The sequence below is a fragment of the Streptomyces sp. NRRL S-37 genome (assembly GCF_000721605.1).
Taxonomy (GTDB): domain Bacteria; phylum Actinomycetota; class Actinomycetes; order Streptomycetales; family Streptomycetaceae; genus Streptomyces.
In genome coordinates this window covers 361,358-378,184 of record NZ_JOIZ01000001.1, presented here as the reverse complement: position 1 = coordinate 378,184, position 16,827 = coordinate 361,358, and the positions used below count along the sequence as shown (strand labels likewise).

Below are 16,827 nucleotides of genomic sequence, written 5' to 3'. Positions count from 1 at the left end.
AGGGCGGGAGACCCGCGTCCCACGCCCCCCACGCGCCTCCCGGAAAGGACAGGCCATGGCGGTGCTCGCCGTGCTCATCCCGCCCCTCATGCTCGGCGTGATCCTGATGCTGGGCCGCTACGAGGACGTCGTGCTCCCGCCCGCACCGCCCGAGACCGATCCGCCCGAAACCCGGTGGGGGAGTTTGGGACGGTGAGTCGGGGGCAGGCGCACCTCCAGTGCTTCGGACAGGAGGCACGTCCGTGGAGGCGGCGTCACGCCGCTCCGGACGCTCCCCGTCCCCGACGGGCGCGCCCACCGCGGTGACCGCCCGTCCCCCAGGCTCTGTCGTCACACCCCCGCCCGACCGGCGGCCCGGCACGCACCCTCCGGAGGGGAGCCCCCCGTCGAGGGTGCTTCGGCGCTTCACGACCGTGCGCACCGGACGCCGCCGCGTCCGCCCCCTCTCGGGCGGACGCCGGGAACGCGACGACAGGACCCGGCCCCGAGGGAGCTGCGACGCACCATGCCGACCCGAGCGACCGCGAAACACCCGCACGACGACGCCCCCGACACCGCGGCCGCCTTCCGCGAACTCGCCGCACTGCCCCCGGGCCCGGAGCGGGACGCGCTCCGTCACGAGATCGTCGAGGCCTGGCTGCCCATGGCCGACCGCCTCGCCGGACGCTTCCGCAGCCGCGGAGAGAACCTCGACGACCTGCGCCAGGTCGCCGCGCTCGGCCTGGTCAAGGCCGTCGACCGGTACGACCCCGGGCTGGGCAACGCGTTCGAGAGCTACGCCGTACCGACCGTCACCGGCGAGATCAAACGGCACTTCCGCGACCACATGTGGACCCTGCACGTGCCGCGCCGGGTCCAGGAGCTGCGCAACCGTGTCCGGCACGCCTCCCAGGACCTGTCCCGGACCACCTCCGGCCGCCGGCCGACCGTGGCCGAGATCGCCGAGCACGCCGGTCTGAGCGAGAAGGACGTCCGCACCGGACAGGAGGCGCTGGAGAGCTTCTCCGCGCTGTCCCTGGACGCCGAGCTGCCCGGCAGCGACGACGGCTGCTCGCTCGGCGACGTGCTCGGCGCGCCCGACCCGGCGCTGGACACCGTCATCGACCGCGAGGCCGTCAAGGAACGGCTGGCCGCGCTGCCCGAGCGGGAGCGGGCCATCCTCTACATGAGGTTCTTCGGCGACATGACGCAGAGCGGCATCGCCGAGGAGCTGGGCATCTCGCAGATGCACGTCTCCCGCCTGATCAGCCGCTGCTGCGGCCGGGTACGGGAACAGGTCATGCGGGACGGGGAGGCGTAGCGCGGGCCCTTCACCCGCCCGGGTGCGTCCGGTCCCGCCAATGGTGTCCGGCGGCGGGCGGCGCGGCGGCGATGGGGCTGTGATGGCTGTGGGGCGTGACCGAACGCCGTGCCCCCGCCGTCGCTCGAAGGAGCCCGCACCATGCGCCGCACCGCCCGTGCCCTGTCCCTCGCCGCCGCCACCGGTGCCGCCCTCGCGGCGCTCGCACCGGCCGCGTCGGCGGGCACCGTTCCGGACGACGGGGCCTCCTGGGGCACCACCTCCCCCTCGCCCTGTCCGCGGCCGGAGGGGCACGCGTGGGAACCGGACACCGCCCTCGCCCCCGCCGGGCCCGAGACGGTCCTACCGAAGCGCACGGCGCCGGACGAGCCCGCATCCGGGTTCGACGCCGCGCTCGACGCCGGACCGGACGCCGAGTCCGATGCCGGGCCGGACGCCGGACTCGACACCGAGTTCGGTACCGAGCCGGATGCCGGACTTGATGCTGAGCTCGATGCCGATGCCGATGCCGATGCCGATGCCGATGCTGATGCCGATGCCGATGCCGATGCCGATGCCGGCGCCGGACCCGGCTTCGGGGCGGAGATCCCCGCTCCCCAGGAAAGCGCCCCCGCCGGGTCCGAGGCGGTCGTACCGAAGCGCACGGCGCTGGACGAATTCGAGCCCGAAGCCGAGTTCGGTGCCGGACCGGATACCGAGTCCGGCACCGATGCCGAGTCCGACGCCGACGTCGGCACCGGCGCCGGACCCGGCTTCGGGGCGGAGATCCCCGCTCCCCAGGAAAGCGGCCCGGCCGCCCCGGAGGCCGTCGAACCGAAGGCCCTGAGGCCTGGGCCCACCGGGTCCCGGCCCACCGACCCGAAAGACACCCCCTGCCCCACCGCCCCCGCGCACCAGGGCGTCCACGCCGGCGCGGGCGGTGCCTTCACCGACTCCGTGCCCGCGCTGGCCGCCGGCGGGCTGCTGATCGCGGGCGCGTTCGGCGCCGCCGCGCACCGCGTGTACCGCGACCGCACCACCCGCGCGGACGGCTGACACCGGCCGCCCCGCGCCGCGTGGGAACGGCGCGTTCCACCCGGCACCCATGGCGCGCGGCACGCTGGGTACTGACTGGCGTGGGCCCGTCGTCCGGTCCCCGCCCGCCTTCCGGGCGGACGGCAAGGACGTGACGACAGGACCCGGAACACGAGCCGGCGCCGGGCACGGCGCCGGGGGACCGCGTGGAGGTAGGGATGCGGCGGACGGATCCGGAAGGCCACGGCCCCGTCCGGTTCGGGCCGGCGCTCCCCGAGGACGGGCTGCCCGTCCTGCCCGAGCTGTCCGCCGTGCTCGCCGCCGCGGCCTCCCGCGCCGACGCCGAACCGGTCGGCGGCGGGCCCGCCCTGCTGGACGCGGCCTGCGGGTACGGCGACCGGCGCGGACTGCCCGCCGCTCCCGACCGGGTGGCCGTCGCCCCCGGCGCCCCCGCCCTGCTGGTGGCGCTGACCGCCGCCCTCGGCGGCGACGTCCTGGTGCCCCGGCCCTGCCCCGCCTGGTGGGCCCCCTACGCCCGCCTGCTCGGCCGCCCCGCCTTCCATGTGCCGACCCCGGCGGAGGGCGGCGGCGTCCCCGACCCGTACGCCCTGCTGGAGACCGTGCGCCGGCTGCGGGCCGAGGGCGGCGACCCGCGCCTGCTGGTGCTCTCCGTCGCCGACGACCCCACCGCCGGCGTCACCCCGCCCGAGCTGCTGCACGAGACCCTGGAGGCCGCCGTCGGCGAGGGGCTGCACCTGGTCAGCGACGAGACCTGGCGCGACACCCTGCACGACCCGCACGGCACCGTGCTGCTCAGCCCCGCCGAGATGCTGCCCGACCGGGTCACCGTCGTCACCGACCTGGCCGGCGCCCTGCTCCCGCCGGGCTGGCCGGCGGCGGTGGCCCGCTTCCCGGCCGGCGAGGACGGGAACGCGCTCCACGCGCGCGTGCTCGACGTGCTCACCGCGCTCGACGCGCGCGTCGCCTCCCCCGTCGCCGCCGCCGCGGTGTACGCGCTGTCCGAACCCGGGCCGGTCACCGAGCGTGTCGCCGCCGCCGTACGCCTGCACGCGCGCGTGGCCGCCGCCGCGCACCACGCCGTCGTCGCCGCGGGCGCCCTCGCCCGGCCCCCCTGCTGCGGCCGGCACCTGTACGTCGACCTCGCCCCCCTGGCCCCCGCGCTCCGCGCGCACGGCATCGGTGACGCCCAGGAGCTGGAGGACTTCCTCACCACCCGGCTCGGCATGCCCGCACCGGGCGGCCACCGCTTCGGCGACGACCTCGAGGCACCGCGCGTACGGCTGTCCACCGCCCCGCTGCTGGGCGACACCCCGGCACTGCGCGCGGAGGGCCTGACGTCACCCGCGCCCCTGGAACTGCCGCGGGTACGACACGCGCTGAGCAGACTGACAGCGGTCCTCGGTGAACTCCGCGACGACGCCGGACGAGGGGAGTCCCCCCGGTGAAGCGGGCCCGGGCCGCCCCCGGGATCTCACCCGGTGGCCGTTCCCCGCAGTCGCCGCCACAGCCCCGGGGCCACACTGATCAGCACCGTCAGCACGATCGCCGCCAGGACGCCCTGCCACGGCCGGTCGAACAGCGAACCGCCGAGCACCCCGATCAGCTGGTACGTCGCCGCCCAGGCCAGACAGGCCGGCAGATTGCCCCGCACGAAGCGCCGCACCGGCCACTTCGCGACCAGACAGGCCAGCATCACCGGCAGCCGCCCGGCCGGGACCAGCCGGGACAGCACCAGCACCGCCACCCCGTGGTCGGCGAGCTTGTGCTGCGCCTGCGCCAGCCGGTCCTCCGGGGCGCGCTCCCGGATCGCCTCCAGCCAGCGGGAGCCGTTCCTCGACCTCATCCCGCGCCGCCCCAGCCAGTACAGCGCGATGTCCCCGAGGAACGCCGCCAGGGACGCCGTCACGAACACCAGCGCCATCGAGAGCGGCGCCGCCCGGTGGAAGGCGACCACGGCCGCCGAACTGACCAGCGCGCCCGTCGGCACCACCGGCACCAGCGCGCCGATCAGCACCAGCAGGAACAGCGAGGGATAGCCGACGGCCTGCTGGGTGAACTCGGGCGCCACGACCGGTACGGAGGCCGACGCGGCCACCGACGACAGGGACGCGCCGGCCGGCAGGCCCAGGGCGGCGGGAAGGATCACCGCGCGACCTCCAGGCGCACGCGCTCTCCGTGCTCCAGCCGGTGCACCGACGCGCCGGGCGCGTGCCGGGCCGCCTGCCGCTCGAACTCGTGCCCCGGCGCGTGGAACTCGTGCGGGCGCACGGCGTCCATCCCGACCGGCCAGTACGTGCCGTAGTGCACCGGCACCGCGCTGGACGCCCCCAGCCGGGCCAGCGCCTCGGCCGCGCGCCCCGCGTCCAGATGGCCCTCGCCCAGGTACGGACCCCAGCCGCCCACCGGGAGCAGCGCCACGTCGACCGGCCCGACCTCCTTGGCCATCTCGTCGAACAGACCGGTGTCCCCGGCGAAGTACGTCCGCGCCTCGCCCTCCAGGACGTAGCCGAGGGCGGGGGAGCGGTGCGGCCCGACCGGCAGCCGCCGCCCGTCGTGCCGCGCGGGCACGGCCCGTACGACCAGTCCGCCGACCCGCGTCACATCGCCGGGCGCCACCTCGCTCACCGCGAGATGCGTGAGCCGGCGCAGCCCCGGCACCGCGCGTGGTGCGCCCCGGGGCACGAGCAGGCGCGTACCCGGGGCGAGCCGGGCCAGCGACGGCAGGTGCAGATGGTCGGCGTGCAGATGGGAGACCAGGGCCACGTCCGCGTGCCGGGCCTCGGCCGGCGGCACCGCACCGCGCCGGCGCCGCAGATGCGCGAGCCGGCGGGCGAACAGGGGGTCGGTGAGCACACGGGTGTGCGAGTCCTCGATCGTGCAGGTGGCGTGACCCCACCAGGTGACCTCCACCGGCACCTCTTCCGCCCCCTTCGCGCGACTCCCCGAAGCCTACGCGCAGGAGTAGGGTCGGCGGCGAAAACCGGAGGTGAGGGGGCGCCATGGGGCCGGTGCGGGTGACGGCGATCGCGAGTCTGACGCCGCTGGAGGAACTGGACGCCGATCCCTTCCTGGTGGACTCCCGTGGCCAGCACGCCATGTGCGCCCGCTGGGCCGCCGAGCACGGCTATGTGGTGGCCCGGGAACTCCTCGTACGGGGACTGCGGCCCGACCACGGTGTGCTGTGGGACGGGGTGCGGCCCGGGGCCGATCTGTTCGTGGCGCCCAGCCTGCGGGTACTGGAACGCGCGCTGTCCTCCGTGGAGGAGTTCACGCGGGAGTGCGCGCGGCGCGGGGTGCGCGTGGAGACGATCGGCCGCGCGGAACCGTCGTACGACGCGGAGATGAAGGCCCGCGTGCACCGGCGGCTGTCGCTGCCGACGGCCGGGTACGACGGCCGCTGAGCCGCGGACGGCCCGCGCGACCGGGGACGGCCCGCGCGACCGGGGACGAAACGCCCCGTCCGGCCGTTGTGACAGGGTGGGGAAGGGCCAGGTCGGCCGGGACGTGAGGTGCGCGGGGCGTGGGTGGCGGGCGGTGGCGACGGGTCGCCAGTCAGATCGGGCGGAGTGTCGCCGTGTGGGCGGTCTCCACCCTCACCATGCTGCTGCTCGCGGGCATCCTGCCCGACTTCCGGCTGCGCTCGGCCGACGGCGACAGCGCCACGGACATCGCGGTCACCGCCGCTTTCGGCGCCGGCGCCTTCGGTCTGCTCTCCGCCCTGGTCTGGCCGCTGCTGGTGCGTCTGCTGCTGCTCGTGCCGGCGCTCGTCCTGGGCCTGCTGGTGTTCTTCCTCAACGGCGCCCTGCTGTGGCTGGCGCTGCACGTCACTCCGGTCGAACGCGGCACCGCGGCCCCGGAGACGGCGGTCGTGGTCGCCGCCGTGATGTCCGCCGTCGCCTCCGCCACCGGCGCCGCCCTGGCCGTACGCGACGACGACGCCTACCGCCGCCGCCTCTACCGCCTCGCCGACCGCAGACGGGGCTCCGCCCCGCCCTGCCCCGCCACCCCCGGCACCGTGTTCCTGCAACTCGACGGCGTCGGCCACGACGTGCTGCTGGCCGCCGTCGACAAGGGACTGATGCCCACCGTCGCCCGCTGGCTGGGCACCGGCAGCGGCGGCGACCGCCCCTCCCACCGCCTCACCCCCTGGCGCACCGACTGGTCCAGCCAGACCGGCGCCAGCCAGCTCGGCATCCTGCACGGCAGCAACCACGACGTCCCCGCCTTCCGCTGGTACGAGAAGGCCCGCCGCGAGGTCATGGTCTGCAACCGGCCCACCAGCGCCGCCGAACTCCAGGCCCGCGCCATCGAGTACTCCGGCCACGCCGGACTGCTGGCCCACGACGGCGCCAGCCGCGGCAACCTCTTCAGCGGCGGTGCCGACGAACAGGCCCTGGTGCTCTCCATCGCCACCCGCCGCCGCGGCCCGGCGGCCCGCTCCCGCGCGGGCTACTTCGCCTACTTCTCCGACCCCGCCAACGCCGTGCGCACCGCGCTGTCCTTCGTCGCCGAGGTGGGCCGGGAGATCGGCCAGTCCACCCGGGCCCGGTTCCGGGACCAGCGCCCGCGCGTCTCGCGCGGCGGCCTCTACCCCTTCGTCCGGGCCTTCGCGACCGTCGTCGAACGGGACGTCGTCGTCGCCGCCGTGACGGGCGACCTGCTGGCCGGCCGCACCGCCGTCTACGCCGACCTGGTCGCCTACGACGAGGTCGCCCACCACTCCGGTCCCACCGGCCGGGACACCGAGAAGGTCCTCCAGCGCCTCGACCGCGCCCTCGCCCTGATCGAGAACGTCGCCGAGCACGCCCCCCGCCCCTACCGGATCGTCGTCCTCTCCGACCACGGACAGAGCCCCGGCGAGACCTTCCGCTCCCGCTACGGCCTCACCCTCGGCGACCTGGTGCGGGCCGGCTGCGGACTGCCCGTGCCGCGCCGCGCCGGGCGCACCCACAGCGGCGCCGAGGCCCGCGCCGCCGTCCGCGCGGCGCTGCGCCGGCCCGTCGAGGAGGGCACCGGGCAGTACCGCCCCTCGCGCGGCTCCGAACCGGTCGTGCTCGCCTCCGGCAACCTGGGCCTGGTCTCCTTCCCGGACGTGCCGCACCGGATGACCAAGGAGGAGATCGACGCCCGCCACCCCGCGCTCCTCGCGACCCTCGCCAACCACCCCGGCATCGGCTTCCTCCTCGTCCGCAGCGAACGCCACGGCGGGGTCGTCCTCGGCGCGTACGGCGCGGAGATACCGCTGGACGAGCTGGACGACAACCCCGGCCCGCTGGCCGCGTTCGGCCCCGGCGCCGCCGACGCCGTGCGCCGCACCCACACCTTCCCGCACACCGCCGACATCATGGTCAACTCCTTCCACGACCCCGCCGACGGGGAGGTCCTCGCCTTCGAGGAGCAGATCGGCTCCCACGGCGGCCTCGGCGGCGCCCAGTCCCGCCCCTTCCTGCTCTCCCCCCTCGCCCTGTCCGCGCCCGTCCCCGACGGAACGGACCTCACCGGCGCCGAACAGATCCACCGGGTGCTGCGCCGCTGGCTGACCGAGTCGGACCAGGCGGACGTGCCGGCGGAGCCGGACCGGGAACGCGCGGCCTGACCGCACCGCCGGGCGCCGGAAATTCGGCTGCGCGGGCGATCGCCGCGACCCACACTGGGCGTGTCCACCCCTTCCCCGCACCCCAGGAGCCCCTGCGTGCAGGCAGCCGTCACCGTCACCCCCGCCCGCATCCCGGAACTGCTGCTCGGTCTCGCGACCGTGCGGCCGGTGTTCCTCTGGGGAGCACCCGGTATCGGCAAGTCCTCCCTGGTCAGGGAGTTCGCCGAGTCACTGGGGCTGGAGTGCGTGAGTCTGCTGGGCACCCAGCTCGCCCCCGAGGACCTCATCGGTGTGCCCCAGATCCGGAACGGCCGCTCGGTGTTCTGCCCGCCGGAGGCGATCGCCCGCGACGAGCCGTACTGCCTGTTCCTGGACGAGCTCAACGCGGCCACCCCGGACGTGCAGAAGGCGTTCTACTCGCTGATCCTGGACCGCCGCATCGGCGACTACGAGCTGCCCAAGGGCTCCATCGTCATCGGCGCCGGCAACCGCGCCACCGACAACGCGCTCGCCCGCCCCATCGCCTCCGCGCTCGTCAACCGCCTCACCCACGTCCACCTGGAGGCGTCCCCCGCCGACTGGCTGGTGTGGGCGGCGAACAACGGCATCCACCCGTGGATCACCGACCACCTCACCGACCGCCCCGACCACCTGTGGTCCAAGCCGCCGAAGACCGAGGAGCCGTTCTCCACGCCCCGCTCCTGGCACATGCTCTCCGACGCGCTCCACTCCTTCGGCCGGGACCTCGACGAGGACACCCTGAAGGTGCTCGCGCACGGCACGCTCACCCCCGCGCACGCCACCGCCTTCTGCGGCTACGTCAAGATCGTGCGCAGCCGCTTCGGCATCGACGCCGTCATCAAGGGCGAGGCCCGCTGGCCGCACCGCCTGGACGACCGCGACCTGCTCTACTACCTCGCCGAGTCGTTCCGCGGGCGCCTCGTCAAGGAACTCCCGGCCACCAAGGAGCACATGTCGGCGAACGGCCGCCAGACCGCGTACCGCGCCAAGGCGCTGCTGGTGCAGCTCGCCGAGATCTCCGTCGAGGTCGCCCAGACCGTCATCGCCCCCGACGGCGACGGCAACCCGGTCCTGCCGTCCTGGTTCCTCGTCGAGGCGGCCCGCGACATGCCCCGGCTGGTGGAGGCGCGCCGGTGAGCCGCGCCCGGACGAAGGGGCCGAAGAAGCGGGACCTCGCGCAGGAGGCGTTCGACGCGGGGCTGCGGCTGGTGCGGGCCAACCCCGCGCTGGCCGCCGTCGAGTTCGACGTCTGCCGCAAGGAGAACTGCGCGCTCGCCCCCCGCGACGGACTGGTGCGCGTGGACTCCGAGGCCGTCCTGCACGCCCACCCGGACCGCATGGCCGAACCGGACGCCTGGGCGTGGGCCCTCGCGCACGCCGTCCTCCACCTCGGCTTCGGCCACGTCCCGGCCGCCGCGGGCACGCGCGAGCAGCCGGACCGCTGCGAGCTCGCCGCCCGCTGCGTGGTCGTCAACCGCTTCCTGCTCGGCTTCCCCATCGGCACGGCCCCCGACCACCTGCCCGCCGCCTACCCCGACGGTGACGAGGAGCGGCTCGCCGCCCGCTGGCGCCGGGACGGGGTGCCGGCCGTGTACGAGCGCTGCGGTACGGCGGGCGGCGAGGCGGACCTCTTCCTCCAGGAGTGGTACGGCTGGTACGGGCAGCCGCCGGACCACCAGCTCGCGTTCGCCACCGCCCTCACCCGCACCGTGTCCGCCGCGATGGACATGGCGGCCGGCCGCCGCGACAGCCTGGACGGCAAGCCGGCCCCGCGACGCCCCTGGGAGCGGGCGCTGAGCTGGTTCGTCTCCTCCTACCCCCTGCTCGGCGGGATCGCCTCCGGCATCACCCTCGTCGCCGACGCCGAACTCGCCCGCGCGCACGGTATTTCCATCGCCGCCGTCGACGCCGAGGCCGGCGAGATCTACGTCAACCCGCTGCGGCGGCTCGACGACGAGGAGTGGCGGTTCGTCCTCGCCCACGAGATGCTGCACGCCGCCCTGCGCCACGGCGACCGCTGCGGCGGCCGCGACCCCTATCTCTTCAACGTGGCCTGCGACTTCGTCATCAACGGCTGGCTGGAGGAGATGCGGGTCGGCACCATGCCCGAGGGCCTGCTGTACGACAAGGAGCTCGCCGGTCTGTCCGCCGAGGAGGTCTACGACCGCATCACCGGCGACCTGCGCCGCATGCGGCGCTTCTCCACCCTGCGCGGCAAGGGCCTCGGCGACGTCCTCGGCGGCCCCCTCGGCCCGCCCCGCGACCACGTCGACCTCGACGGCTTCTACCGCCGGGGCCTCGCCCAGGGCCTGGACCTGCACGACCGGCAGGAGCGCGGCCTCCTGCCCGCCGGCCTGGTCCAGGAGATCCGCGCGCTCAGCCATCCCCCGGTGCCCTGGGACGCCCGCCTCGCCCGCTGGTTCGACGAGTTCGTGCCGCGCCCCGAACCGCTCCGGTCGTACGCGCGTCCCTCCCGGCGCCAGGCGTCCACCCCGGACATCCCGCGCGCCGGGCGGTACTTCCCGCCCGAGGAGGTCGCCCGCTGCACCTTCGGCGTGGTCCTGGACACCTCCGGCTCCATGGACCGGGTCCTGCTCGGCAAGGCGCTCGGCGCCATCGCCTCCTACGCCGAGGCCCGCGACGTACCGGCCGCCCGCGTGGTGTTCTGTGACGCGGCACCGCACGACGCCGGCTACCTGCCGGTCACCGAGATCGCCGGGCGGGTCCGGGTGCGCGGCCGGGGCGGCACCGTCCTCCAGCCCGGCATCGACTTCCTCCAGCGCGCCGACGACTTCCCCGCCACCGCGCCGATCCTGGTCATCACCGACGGCTGGTGCGACGACGTCCTGCGGGTCCGGCGCGAGCACGCCTATCTGATCCCGCAGGGCGCGCGGCTGCCGTTCACCGCGAGGGGGCCCGTCTTCCGGGTGAGTTGAGCCGTGATGTGATCGGATAGGGGCGGGCACCCGGTGATCCGGGCGCCCGGACCGAGCACCGCCGGACACACGGCCGGACATTTCGAAAGGATGCGTCATGGCAGCCACGCGCTCCGCACACACCGTTTGGGAAGGCAGTCTCTTCAAGGGCAGCGGGGTCGTCGCCTTCGACTCCTCCGGCAGCATCGCCGAGCAGCCGGTCACCTGGGCCTCGCGGGCCGAGGAGGCGAACGGGAAGACCAGCCCGGAGGAGCTGATCGCCGCCGCGCACTCCAGCTGCTTCTCGATGGCCCTCTCCAACGGTCTCGACAAGGCCGGCACCCCGCCGACCAAGCTGACCACCTCCGCCGACGTCACCTTCGTGCCCGGTGAGGGCATCACCGGCATCCACCTCACCGTCGAGGGCACCGTCCCCGGCCTGGACGAGGCCGGTTTCGTCGCCGCCGCCGAGGACGCCAAGGTGAACTGCCCCGTCAGTCAGGCCCTGAAGGGCACGAACATCACCCTGACGGCGAAGCTCGCCTGACCCGCCCGCCGCACCGCACCACCGCAGGCCGCCCCCTCCCGGGGCGGCCTGCGGCACGTCACCTCCCGGAGCCGACCACCATGACGCCACGCCCCGCCGTCTCCGCCCACCGGGGAGGATCCGAACGCGCCGCCCCCGCGACCTGGGAGGCGTACCAGGACGCGCTCGCGTCCGGCGCGGAGTACGTCGAGTTCGACGTACGGCGCACGGCGGACGGGGTCTTCGTCGTCCACCACGATGCCCGCGCAGGCCGCACCGGTCCGCCGCTGGCCGCGCTCACCCACGCCGAGCTGAACGACCGCGCCGGATACCCCGTGCCCGTCGTGGACGAGGTCATGGAGCTGGTCGCCGGGAAGCTCGTCGCCCATCTGGACCTCAAGGAGACCGGCCACGAGCGGGAGCTGATCGACCGCGCGGTCGCCCTGCTCGGCGAGGACGGACTCGTCGCCACCACCCTCGAGGACCGCTCCGTCGCCGCCCTCACCGCCGCCCGCCCGCGCGTGCGCACCGTGCTGTCCCTCGGCCGGGACGGCAAGGACATCGGCCGGGGCCGGCTGGTGCGGACCCGGATCGGCGAGCTGCTGCCGATGCGCCGCGTCCGCGCCTGCGGCGCCCACGGCGTCGCCGCGCACTGGCGCCTGGCCCGCGCCGGCGTGCTGCGCGAGGCGGCGCGGGGCGGACTGTTCACCATGGTGTGGACGGTCAACGAGGACGCGGCACTGCGCGGCTTCCTCGGCGATCCGCGCGTGGACGTGCTGATCACCGACCGTCCCCGCCGTGCCGTGGCCCTGCGCGATCACCTCTCCCGTTGACCATTGACAACCATCCGCTCAAACTATTGACAACAAGCCGCTCAAGTTTTGTGCTGGAAGTCCGGAGAGGTGCCCTGACGGAAGGGGACAGCGATGGGACGTGCGGTCGGAATCGACCTGGGAACCACGAACTCGGTGGTGGCGGTGCTGGAGGGCGGTGAGCCCACCGTCATCGCCAACGCGGAGGGCGCCCGGACCACCCCCTCGGTGGTGGCCTTCGCCAAGAACGGCGAGGTACTGATCGGCGAGGTCGCCAAACGGCAGGCCGTGACGAACGTCGACCGCACCGCCCGCTCGGTCAAGCGGTACATGGGCGACGCGGACTGGCGCTTCCCCGGGCAGGGCTCCGTCGACGGCACCCGCTACACGGCGCAGGAACTGTCCGCCCGGGTGCTGCAGAAGCTGCGCCGGGACGCCGAGTCCTACCTCGGCGAGGACGTCACCGACGCGGTCATCACCGTACCGGCGTACTTCGACGACACCCAGCGGCAGGCCACCAAGGAGGCCGGGGAGATCGCCGGCCTGAAGGTGCTCAGGATCATCAACGAGCCCACGGCGGCGGCCCTGGCGTACGGCCTGGACAAGGAGAACGACCACACCGTCCTCGTCTTCGACCTGGGCGGCGGCACCTTCGACGTGTCGCTGCTCGACATCGGTGAGGGCGTCATCGAGGTGAAGGCCACCAACGGCGACACCCACCTCGGCGGCGACGACTGGGACCAGCGCGTCGTCGAGTACCTCGCCAAACGCTTCAAGGGGCAGTACGGCGTCGACCTGACACAGGACAGGATGGCGGTGCAGCGGCTGCGGGAGGCCGCAGAGAAGGCGAAGATCGAGCTGTCCTCGTCCACCGAGACCACCGTCAACCTGCCCTACATCACCGCCTCCGCCGAAGGCCCCCTGCACCTCGACGAGAAGCTCACCCGCGCCCAGTTCCAGGAACTCACCGAGGACCTCCTGGAGCGCTGCAAGAAGCCCTTCCACCAGGCCGTCAAGGACGCCGGCGTGCAGCTCTCCGCCATCGACCACGTCATCCTGGTCGGCGGCTCCACCCGGATGCCCGCCGTCACCGACCTGGTCCGCGAACTCACCGGCAAGGAGCCGCACAAGGGCGTCAACCCCGACGAGGTCGTGGCCCTCGGCGCAGCCCTCCAGGCGGGCGTCCTGCGCGGCGACGTCAAGGACGTGCTCCTCCTCGACGTCACCCCGCTGTCCCTGGGCATCGAGACCAAGGGCGGCATCATGACCAAGCTGATCGAACGCAACACCACCATTCCCACCCGGCGTTCGGAGATCTTCACCACCGCCACCGACAACCAGCCCTCGGTCGGCATCCAGGTCTACCAGGGTGAACGCGAGATCGCCGCCTACAACAAGAAGCTCGGCGTCTTCGACCTCACCGGCCTGCCCCCGGCCCCGCGCGGCGTCCCGCAGATCGAGGTGGCCTTCGACATCGACGCCAACGGGATCATGCACGTCTCCGCCAAGGACCTCGCCACCGGACGCGAACAGAAGATGACCGTCACCGGCGGCTCGGCCCTCCCCAAGGACGACATCGACCGCATGATGCGCGACGCCGAACAGTACGCCGAGGAGGACCGCAAACGCCGCGAGGCCGCCGAGACCCGCAACCAGGCCGAACAACTCGCCTACCAGACCGAGCGGTTCCTGCGGGACAACGGCGACAAGGTGCCCGGCGAGACCAGGGCCGAGGTCGAGTCGGCCGTCACGGAGGTGAAGCGGCTGCTGGAGCAGGAGTCCTCCGACACGGCCGCGCTGCGCGCCGCCGTCGAGAAACTCGCCTCCGTCAGCCAGAAGATGGGCCAGGCGATGTACGCGCAGGCCCAGCAGACCCCCTCGGAGGGCACCGCACAGCACACCTCGCCGCAGGACGACGGCGTCGTCGACGCGGAGATCGTCGACGACGACAAGGACACCGGCCGGCGCGAGGACGGCGCGGCCTGACCGCCGTACGCCGCACCGGTCAGGGCTTGCGGGCGACCCCCGCGTACACCGGCACGATGCCCTCCGCCTGCGCCGCCACGTCCTCCGCCTCCGGACGCCACCCGTGCACTGGGATCACCCCCGGGCCCAGCAGTTCGAGGCCGGTGAAGAAGCGGGAGAACGCGGCCAGCGAGCGCGGGTGGAAGGGCGTACCGCCGCGCCGGAAGTGCTCGGCGGCCTGCCCGACGGCCTCGGGGCTCAGATCGGGTGTGACCTGGGAGAGGATCAGGTAGCTGCCCGGCGCGAGCGCGGCCGTGTACCGCTCCAGCAGGCCGTACACGTCGTCGCCGTCCGGGTCGTCGTCCAGGTAGTGGGTCAGCGCCACCAGCGACAGCGCCACGGGCCGGCCGAGGTCCAGCGACCCGGCGGCCCGGCGCAGCAGCGTGTCCGCGTCCCGCACATCGGCGTGCACGTACCGCGTGCTGCCCTCGGCGGTGCCGTGCAGCAGTGCCTCGGCGTGCCGCAGCACGATCGGGTCGTTGTCCGCGTACACCACCCGGGACTCCGCGGCGACGCCCTGCGCCACCTGGTGCAGATTGGGCTCCGTGGGGATGCCCGTGCCGATGTCCAGGAACTGGCGTATCCCCGCCTCGGCGACGGTGCGCACGGCCCGGTGCATGAACCGGCGGTTGGCCCGCGCCCCGCGTAACACCGTGCCGTCCGCCGCGAGGATCCTCCGCGCCAGCTCCTCGTCCACCGGGTAGTTGTCCTTGCCGCCGAGCCACCAGTCGTAGACCCGGGCCGGATGCGGCCGGCTGGTGTCGATGGGGGCGGGCGCGGTGCCGGATCCGGTCATGGGCGGTCTTCTCCTCAGGGTCGAAAGGATGTGAAGGCCTGCTCGGGCGCGCGGCTCAGTAGTGCTCGCGGCACTCCCGCAGCAGTTTCTCGGTGCGTTGTGCCGAGGCCGCCCGCGCCGTCATGTGGTCCAGGACCTCCAGGTGCGCCGACACCTCCTTGCGGGAGTCCAGGTACAGGGCACCGGTCAGATACTCGGTGAACACCATGTCCGGCAGCTCCGGCTCGGCGAACCGGAACAGCGAGAACGGCGCGTACGTCCCCGGGTGCGGGCCGTCCGCGAACTCGGCGATCTGCAGCGTGATCCGGTCCCGCGCGGAGTACTCCAGGAGCTTGTCGAGCTGGTCGCGCATCACCCGGCCGTCGACGCTCACCGGACGCCGCAGCACCGTCTCCTCCATCAGCACCCACAGGTGCGGCGGATCGGGGCGCTCCAGCAGCCGCTGGCGCTCCATGCGCAGCGCCACGTGCCGCTCGACCACGTCGGGTCCGATGGTCCCGATCGTCCCGGCCTCCAGCACGGCGCGCGCGTACCCCTCGGTCTGCAGCAGCCCCGGCACGAAGTGCGGCTCGTAGGAGCGGATGATACGGGCGGCGCCCTCCAGGCTCACGTACATGCTGAACCACTCGGGCAGCACGTCGCCGTACCGCTGCCACCAGCCCGGCCGGTTCGCCTCCTCGGTGAGCTCGACGAACGCGGCCGACTCGGCCTCGGGCACCCCGTAGGCGCTCAGCAGCAGCTGGACGTACGGGATCTTCAGCGCGACCTCGGCGGTCTCCATCCGCCGTACGGTCGCGGGCGCCACCCGCAGGACGCGGGCGGCCTCCTCCCGCGAGAGGCCCGCGGCCTCCCTCAGTTCCTGCAGCCGCCTTCCCAGAACCACCTGGCCCACGGTGGGTGCGGCCCGCCGCTCACTCACGCCACGCCTCCCCAACGCGCCCGGGCATGCGCTCAGTCTGTCATGTTCTTCCGACACTCTCACGAGTCGCAGGTGACCGCCCTGTTTCACTGGTCCTCCGGTCCCGCCGCACGACCCGAGAGACGGTCGACCCGGCCCCCGCGGAGGACGCAGCGTCAGATCAGCCAGGACCGGAGGTACTCGGCCGTCGCCGGGTCCGCCGGGTCCGCCGGGAGCAGGGTCTCCACGGCCGGCTCGGTGACGGCCACGTCCATTGATCAGCCGCTCGATGCCGTCGCGCACCACCTCCAGCGCGGGATCGTCCAGCGGGGTCTTCGGGCGGTACGGCGCGTAACCGGCCGCCGGCAGCAGCGCGTTGCGCTCCCGCCAGGCGCGCGGCAGCGGACCCGCGCCCCCGGTGCGGGAAGCGGTACCGGACGTGACAGTGGTCATGCCAGGACGGTGATCGAGAAACGGCCGTACCGGGGCGCCGCCCGCTTCCGGCGGGGCCCCGGGGAACCTTCTGTGGCAGCCTGGGAGTCCCGCACGAGATCACGGGACCACGAGACCCGAACCGGCGAAGGAGCGCAGCCCATGCCTGTCGAACCGCTGTCGCAGAAGGAGACCGAGGAGCGGCTGGCCGGGCTGCCGGGATGGTCGCTCGACGGTGACCGGCTCACCCGCGCCTACCGGCTCGGCTCGCACGTCGCGGCGACGGCGATGGTCGTCCACATCGCCCAGGTGCAGGAGGAGCTCGACCACCACTCCGACCTCACCCTCGGCTACGACACGGTGACCCTGTCCGTGCACACCCACAGCGCGGGCGGCGCCGTCACCGAGAAGGATTTCGAGCTCGCCCGCAGGGTGGAGGACCTGGCCCCCGGTCACGGTGCACACTGAGGC

16 protein-coding genes and 1 pseudogene are annotated in these 16,827 nt (G+C 74.1%); 12 read left to right on the top strand and 5 right to left on the bottom strand.

Annotated features, from left to right (window positions below; translation table 11 throughout):
- Positions 1 to 55: 55 nt before the first annotated feature.
- From IH50_RS41915 to IH50_RS0101485, 4 genes are all read left to right on the top strand, one after another.
- Positions 56 to 196, top strand: coding sequence for a hypothetical protein (locus IH50_RS41915; protein ID WP_199822026.1), 141 nt, complete (start codon positions 56 to 58; stop codon positions 194 to 196).
- A 309-nt stretch (positions 197 to 505) separates the two neighbouring features.
- A complete protein-coding gene (locus IH50_RS0101495) occupies positions 506 to 1,300 on the top strand; it encodes an RNA polymerase sigma factor SigF (RefSeq protein WP_030856353.1) in 795 nt (264 codons plus the stop codon).
- Between the two features lie 141 nt (positions 1,301 to 1,441).
- Positions 1,442 to 2,335: a hypothetical protein gene (locus IH50_RS0101490; protein ID WP_030856351.1), complete on the top strand. Its 894-nt coding sequence runs from the start codon at positions 1,442 to 1,444 to the stop codon at positions 2,333 to 2,335.
- A 197-nt stretch (positions 2,336 to 2,532) separates the two neighbouring features.
- Positions 2,533 to 3,780, top strand: coding sequence for an aminotransferase class I/II-fold pyridoxal phosphate-dependent enzyme (locus IH50_RS0101485; RefSeq protein ID WP_030856349.1), 1,248 nt, complete (start codon positions 2,533 to 2,535; stop codon positions 3,778 to 3,780).
- A gap of 26 nt (positions 3,781 to 3,806) precedes the next feature.
- Here the strand turns inward: IH50_RS0101485 and IH50_RS0101480 are convergent, their stop codons facing one another.
- Positions 3,807 to 4,430, bottom strand: coding sequence for a DedA family protein (locus IH50_RS0101480; RefSeq protein WP_420708988.1), 624 nt, complete (start codon positions 4,428 to 4,430; stop codon positions 3,807 to 3,809).
- A 47-nt stretch (positions 4,431 to 4,477) separates the two neighbouring features.
- The gene (locus IH50_RS0101475) at positions 4,478 to 5,251 is read right to left on the bottom strand and encodes an MBL fold metallo-hydrolase (protein ID WP_030856345.1); all 774 of its coding nucleotides are present in this window, start codon (positions 5,249 to 5,251) and stop codon (positions 4,478 to 4,480) included.
- An 83-nt stretch (positions 5,252 to 5,334) separates the two neighbouring features.
- Here IH50_RS0101475 and IH50_RS0101470 point away from each other — a divergent pair, with 83 nt between their 5' ends.
- The 7 genes from IH50_RS0101470 to dnaK all read left to right on the top strand — a co-directional run bounded on the left by IH50_RS0101470 (position 5,335) and on the right by dnaK (position 14,191).
- Entirely contained in the window at positions 5,335 to 5,736 is a 402-nt protein-coding gene (locus tag IH50_RS0101470; protein WP_030856343.1) for a hypothetical protein, read from the top strand.
- 173 nt (positions 5,737 to 5,909) lie between these two features.
- On the top strand, positions 5,910 to 7,931 hold the full coding sequence (locus IH50_RS0101465; RefSeq protein ID WP_030856340.1) for a phage holin family protein: 2,022 nt from the start codon (positions 5,910 to 5,912) through the stop codon (positions 7,929 to 7,931).
- A gap of 96 nt (positions 7,932 to 8,027) precedes the next feature.
- Complete coding sequence (locus IH50_RS0101460) at positions 8,028 to 9,089, top strand: ATP-binding protein (protein WP_030856339.1); 1,062 nt, start codon at positions 8,028 to 8,030, stop codon at positions 9,087 to 9,089.
- Positions 9,086 to 10,888, top strand: coding sequence for a DUF2201 family putative metallopeptidase (locus IH50_RS0101455; protein WP_030856338.1), 1,803 nt, complete (start codon positions 9,086 to 9,088; stop codon positions 10,886 to 10,888). The genes IH50_RS0101460 and IH50_RS0101455 overlap by 4 nt, the downstream gene beginning before the upstream one ends.
- 97 nt (positions 10,889 to 10,985) lie before the next feature.
- Positions 10,986 to 11,414: an OsmC family protein gene (locus IH50_RS0101450; protein ID WP_030856337.1), complete on the top strand. Its 429-nt coding sequence runs from the start codon at positions 10,986 to 10,988 to the stop codon at positions 11,412 to 11,414.
- Between the two features lie 80 nt (positions 11,415 to 11,494).
- Positions 11,495 to 12,226: a glycerophosphodiester phosphodiesterase family protein gene (locus tag IH50_RS0101445; protein ID WP_030856336.1), complete on the top strand. Its 732-nt coding sequence runs from the start codon at positions 11,495 to 11,497 to the stop codon at positions 12,224 to 12,226.
- A 93-nt stretch (positions 12,227 to 12,319) separates the two neighbouring features.
- Positions 12,320 to 14,191 (top strand): molecular chaperone DnaK, encoded by a 1,872-nt coding sequence (dnaK, locus tag IH50_RS0101440; protein ID WP_030856335.1) that lies wholly within the window; start codon positions 12,320 to 12,322, stop codon positions 14,189 to 14,191.
- 19 nt (positions 14,192 to 14,210) lie between these two features.
- Here dnaK and IH50_RS0101435 read toward each other — a convergent pair whose 3' ends face one another.
- The 3 genes and pseudogenes from IH50_RS0101435 to IH50_RS42310 all read right to left on the bottom strand — a co-directional run.
- Positions 14,211 to 15,026, bottom strand: a complete 816-nt coding sequence (locus tag IH50_RS0101435; protein ID WP_030856334.1) for an SAM-dependent methyltransferase — start codon at positions 15,024 to 15,026, stop codon at positions 14,211 to 14,213.
- A 55-nt stretch (positions 15,027 to 15,081) separates the two neighbouring features.
- A complete protein-coding gene (locus IH50_RS0101430) occupies positions 15,082 to 15,945 on the bottom strand; it encodes a helix-turn-helix domain-containing protein (RefSeq protein ID WP_030856333.1) in 864 nt (287 codons plus the stop codon).
- A gap of 249 nt (positions 15,946 to 16,194) precedes the next feature.
- Positions 16,195 to 16,377 (bottom strand): annotated as a pseudogene (locus tag IH50_RS42310) (transcriptional regulator); the annotation flags it as partial.
- 141 nt (positions 16,378 to 16,518) lie between these two features.
- On the opposite strand from IH50_RS42310, the gene IH50_RS0101420 reads away from it, so the two are divergent.
- A complete protein-coding gene (locus tag IH50_RS0101420; RefSeq protein WP_030856332.1) occupies positions 16,519 to 16,824 on the top strand; it encodes a 4a-hydroxytetrahydrobiopterin dehydratase in 306 nt (101 codons plus the stop codon).
- The last annotated feature ends 3 nt before the right edge of the window (positions 16,825 to 16,827 follow it).

Bases quoted from the DNA above. Each gene is read 5' to 3' on its own strand.
- IH50_RS0101435 (WP_030856334.1), bottom strand. From the start codon at position 15,026: ATGACCGGATCCGGCACCGCGCCCGCCCCCATCGACACCAGCCGGCCG.
- IH50_RS0101420 (WP_030856332.1), top strand. From the start codon at position 16,519: ATGCCTGTCGAACCGCTGTCGCAGAAGGAGACCGAGGAGCGGCTGGCC.
- IH50_RS0101470 (WP_030856343.1), top strand. From the start codon at position 5,335: ATGGGGCCGGTGCGGGTGACGGCGATCGCGAGTCTGACGCCGCTGGAG.
- dnaK (WP_030856335.1), top strand. From the start codon at position 12,320: ATGGGACGTGCGGTCGGAATCGACCTGGGAACCACGAACTCGGTGGTG.
- IH50_RS0101485 (WP_030856349.1), top strand. From the start codon at position 2,533: ATGCGGCGGACGGATCCGGAAGGCCACGGCCCCGTCCGGTTCGGGCCG.
- IH50_RS41915 (WP_199822026.1), top strand. From the start codon at position 56: ATGGCGGTGCTCGCCGTGCTCATCCCGCCCCTCATGCTCGGCGTGATC.
- IH50_RS0101445 (WP_030856336.1), top strand. From the start codon at position 11,495: ATGACGCCACGCCCCGCCGTCTCCGCCCACCGGGGAGGATCCGAACGC.
- IH50_RS0101450 (WP_030856337.1), top strand. From the start codon at position 10,986: ATGGCAGCCACGCGCTCCGCACACACCGTTTGGGAAGGCAGTCTCTTC.
- IH50_RS0101495 (WP_030856353.1), top strand. From the start codon at position 506: ATGCCGACCCGAGCGACCGCGAAACACCCGCACGACGACGCCCCCGAC.
- IH50_RS0101490 (WP_030856351.1), top strand. From the start codon at position 1,442: ATGCGCCGCACCGCCCGTGCCCTGTCCCTCGCCGCCGCCACCGGTGCC.